This is a genomic window from Pantoea sp. R102 (assembly GCF_004916815.1).
In the GTDB taxonomy this organism is placed as follows: domain Bacteria; phylum Pseudomonadota; class Gammaproteobacteria; order Enterobacterales; family Enterobacteriaceae; genus Pantoea; species Pantoea dispersa.
In genome coordinates this window covers 1-4,147 of sequence record NZ_SDFT01000237.1, presented here as the reverse complement: position 1 = coordinate 4,147, position 4,147 = coordinate 1, and the positions used below count along the sequence as shown (strand labels likewise).

Sequence of the window (4,147 nt, the reverse complement as noted above, 5' to 3'; positions counted from 1 at the left end):
CTGGTAAGTTAACAATCCTTCAAAAAAAAGTATGAAAAAAAATTTTTTTTCGTAAAATGAGCTCTATTAAACAGGAGCTCATTTGGTAATTTTATGTTAAAAGATATACAGGCATTACGTTGTATCGCAATCTGCTTTGTCATATTTTTGCATCTTCCGGTAATCATTCCAAACAATCATTTTTATAATGAATTAAGAAGCTTTACAAATACGGATAGTGGCGTTGAACTTTTTTTTGTTATTGCAGGATTTTTCTTATCATTAACCATTGAAAAATCAGCAAAAAACCTCAACTCCACAGCTGAAAAAATTAATTTCCTTTTCGAGATTTACATAAAAAAGATTAAAAGACTGTCGCCTCCAGTTTATTTTTGGGTTGCAGTGCCGCTTGCCTTCTCAATTTTAACGAAAAGAGCAGACATTTGGCTGTCATATGATTTAATGATAGAAAAGTTTTTCTCATCATTGATGTGGGTAAGGAATTTTGAAGAGATTGGTACAGAAGGTAACTTTGGTTATATGTGGGCATTATCTCTTGAAATGCAGTTTTTCATTATATATCCGATGCTTTACTCTTTATTAGGAAGAAAAAATACAATTTTACTTTCTATATTTATATGCGTAAGTATGATGTTCTATCGGTTGGGAGGTGGCGCCTCATGGATGTTTAGGTTTGACCCGATGCTTTATGGCACTCTCTTGTATTATGTCACGAGGTCTTTTGATTTCAATAAAATGGCCTTGAAACACTTAAATGTTAACCCAGTATCAAAATTCATAATCGCATTGATTTTAATACTTTCCTTAGCTGTAGTACCAAAGGCATTGATCCATCTTTGGAATTTTAGATTTAGCTGCGCCTCAATAATTTCAAGTATTTGCGTACTGTTAGCTGTTACAGATATGGGCTTTTTCACCACCTTACCAAAGTTCATTAATCAAGTGATCAGCTATGTTGGGAGCCGCTCTTTTTCTTTTTTTTGCTGCCATATACCAGTATGGTTTATGGTTTTCCAGTTCACTTCAGACCATGACATAGGTGTAGTGTCAAGAGTAATTTTACAGATATCAGCGGTATTGATTGCGAGTGAATTAACATATCGTATGCTTGAAAGAACTAACAAGAAGCAATTAAAAAATTCGTTTAGTTTAAAAGCGCAATAATATCATCAACTGAAATAGAGTTTCAATAATATAGTCAGTTTGAAATCCAAGAGAATAGTTTATAAATTAACGATTAATATAAAAAAATAGCCCAACATGAACAATGTTGGGCTATTTTGACATCTTTAGGCTGAATTAATCAATTAATTACATTATTGAAATAATTTAGCGTGAAATCCATTCAGTATGAAAAACACCGTCTTTATCAATACGCTTATAAGTGTGCGCACCAAAGTAGTCGCGCTGCGCCTGAATCAGGTTGGCAGGCAGCACTTCTGAGCGATAGCTATCGTAGTATGCAATTGCCGCTGAGAAGGTTGGCGTTGGAATACCGTTCTGGATGGCATAAGAGACAACATCACGCAGCGCCTGCTGATATTCATCTGCGATGTTTTTGAAGTAGGGATCCAGCAACAGGTTAGCGATGCTAGCATTGGTCGCATAAGCATCAGTAATTTTCTGCAGGAACTGTGCACGGATGATGCAACCAGCACGGAAGATCTTCGCGATTTCACCGTAATGCAGATCCCAGTTGTTCTCTTCTGAAGCCGCACGCAGCTGAGAGAAGCCCTGAGCATAAGAAACGATCTTACCCAGATACAGTGCACGGCGCACTTTCTCAATGAACTCAGCTTTGTCACCGGTGAAGGCTTGCGCCTGAGGGCCAGTCAGCACTTTAGAAGCTGCAACACGCTGTGACTTGAGTGAAGAGAGGTAACGAGCGAATACTGACTCAGTGATCAGAGAAAGTGGCTCGCCAAGGTCCAGGGAGCTCTGGCTGGTCCATTTACCGGTACCTTTGTTGGCTGCCTCATCCAGAATCACATCAACCAGGTATTTACCGTCTTCATCTTTCTTGGTGAAGATATCTTTGGTGATGTCGATCAGGTAGCTACTCAGCTCACCGTTGTTCCAGTCAGTGAAGGTTTTAGCCAGCTCTTCGTTGTTCAGACCGAGTGCGCCTTTCAGTAAAGCGTATGCTTCTGCAATCAGCTGCATATCGCCATACTCGATACCGTTGTGCACCATCTTCACATAGTGACCAGCACCGTCCGGACCGATGTAAGTAACGCAGGCTTCACCGTCTTCTGCACGCGCAGCAATTTTATCCAGAATTGGCGCTACCAGTTCATACGCTTCTTTCTGACCGCCAGGCATGATCGACGGGCCTTTCAGTGCGCCCTCTTCACCGCCGGAGACACCGGTGCCGATGAAGTTGAAGCCCTGATCAGACAGTTCTTTATTACGACGGATAGTGTCTTTATAGAAGGTGTTACCACCATCAATCAGGATGTCGCCCTTATCAAGGTGTGGCGTCAGTGAAGCGATGGTTTTGTCTGTCGCTTCACCTGCCTGTACCATCAGTAGGATACGGCGTGGTTTCTCTAAAGATTCAACGAATTCTTCAACAGTGTAGTAAGGAGCGAGCTTTTTATCTTGGTTTTCAGCGATGACTTCATCGGTCTTTTCGCGAGAACGGTTGAAGATAGACACTGTGTAACCGCGGCTTTCAATGTTAAGAGCCAAGTTACGGCCCATGACTGCCATACCTACAACGCCGATCTGTTGCTTTGACATTTCATACTCCTGTCTGTGGTCACGCATAGTGTTACGGGTAACACCATAGTATAAGTGACCAATATGTTAACTCAACATGTGCTAAGAGAGGTAGAAAATGATGCTCTTAGTAATAATCAAATGTTGACCTTCAAAATCCTTATGAAATCGATTACATTACAAAGTGTAAAAAATATCCAAAAATCTATTCTAAGGAAAATCCGATGCTTCAACGCGCGTTACTTATCAATGATACCGAAGATGTTTACCATTGGGGCTGCTATGGTACATCGCATGCAGTAAAGGAAAAAATCAAGAAGAACGGAATGAAGTTAGTTGATACAATTCCAGTTTATGATGTTCATAATTTAAGATGGTTTCCTAATTATGCAAATGAATTTTCTGATAAAGCTAACTTTGTAGAAAAATTACCAGAAATCGCCATTAAAATTGATAATTGTGACGTTGTGATAATTAATGGGGAAGGCACTATCCACCATTTTTCAGGCTATCCAAAGGCTTTGCTTTTCCTCATATATTCTGCCAAGACATTCTTTAATAAAAAAGTGATACTGATTAACCATAGCTGTTTTCCAAGCACTGAAGACAGCGAAACCATCAATTTCTATAAAAAAGCCTATGCATGTTGTGATTATATAGCTGCAAGAGAAAAAAGAAGTGTGGCAACTATTACCAACGAGTTAAGAATGCCATGTACTTTAGCTTTTGACAGTTTACCACTAACAGCTAAATCTGTTGAAAATAAACTTTACAAACCGATTTCAGAAAAATATGTATGTATTTCGGGGGCAGTCAATTATAAACATGAACGTTCAGGAATGATTGCAAAAATAATTCAAAATCACTTCCCGAACCATAGATATATTTACCTGGCCGGTTCAAAAGAAGAAGGTATTCACCATGAAGAACCAATTGTCTATGAAAGTTTAAAAAAGCACATGCATAATATCGAAATGTATGAGGCTAAAACCTTTGAGGAGTGGCTATCAGTAATTAAAAATGCAAAAATTTTAATTTCGGGCAGATACCACTATACAATTGGTGCCATGTGTACAGGAACTCCAACAGTCTATTTTCCGTCAAACACCCCAAAAATCGATGCTATTGCAGAAGAATATGGCTTGCCAAAGCCTGTGGTGTCAAAGAATGATAAAAAGTTCAAGCTAAAATTTTATATGGCAATAGCGTGGGCTAAATTAAGAAGGTGGCATAATTTATGTGACAAATTATGCAAATCTGCTGAGAAAAATTACAACTGGTAAATCATAATTTCTTGCTCAGTTTAGCAAACGAGATTGGATTTTTTTCAAAGATTGTTGTCTTTCCGAAAGCGTTTCCGATTCAAAAGGTAGCGCTTTAAAACCAAAAAATAGCACAGCATTGACCAGTAAAGTAGAATAAATTC

3 protein-coding genes are annotated in these 4,147 nt (G+C 38.7%); 2 read left to right on the top strand and 1 reads right to left on the bottom strand.

All coding sequences use genetic code 11. The features are described 5' to 3' along the window. Window positions 1-93 precede the first annotated feature (93 nt). Window positions 94-1,164 (top strand): acyltransferase, encoded by a 1,071-nt coding sequence (locus ERD80_RS20580; protein ID WP_136548348.1) that lies wholly within the window; start codon window positions 94-96, stop codon window positions 1,162-1,164. Window positions 1,165-1,329: 165 nt separating this feature from the next. Here the strand turns inward: ERD80_RS20580 and gndA are convergent, their stop codons facing one another. Continuing rightward, window positions 1,330-2,742, bottom strand: a complete 1,413-nt coding sequence (gene gndA / locus ERD80_RS20575) for an NADP-dependent phosphogluconate dehydrogenase (RefSeq protein ID WP_136548346.1) — start codon at window positions 2,740-2,742, stop codon at window positions 1,330-1,332. 203 nt (window positions 2,743-2,945) lie between these two features. Between gndA and ERD80_RS20570 the strand changes: the two genes are divergently transcribed. Then, window positions 2,946-4,004 (top strand): polysaccharide pyruvyl transferase family protein, encoded by a 1,059-nt coding sequence (locus ERD80_RS20570; protein WP_136548344.1) that lies wholly within the window; start codon window positions 2,946-2,948, stop codon window positions 4,002-4,004. Window positions 4,005-4,147 lie beyond the last annotated feature (143 nt).

Coding starts and splice junctions, on each gene's coding strand:
- gndA (WP_136548346.1), bottom strand. CDS start 2,742: ATGTCAAAGCAACAGATCGGCGTTGTAGGTATGGCAGTCATGGGCCGT.
- ERD80_RS20570 (WP_136548344.1), top strand. CDS start 2,946: ATGCTTCAACGCGCGTTACTTATCAATGATACCGAAGATGTTTACCAT.
- ERD80_RS20580 (WP_136548348.1), top strand. CDS start 94: ATGTTAAAAGATATACAGGCATTACGTTGTATCGCAATCTGCTTTGTC.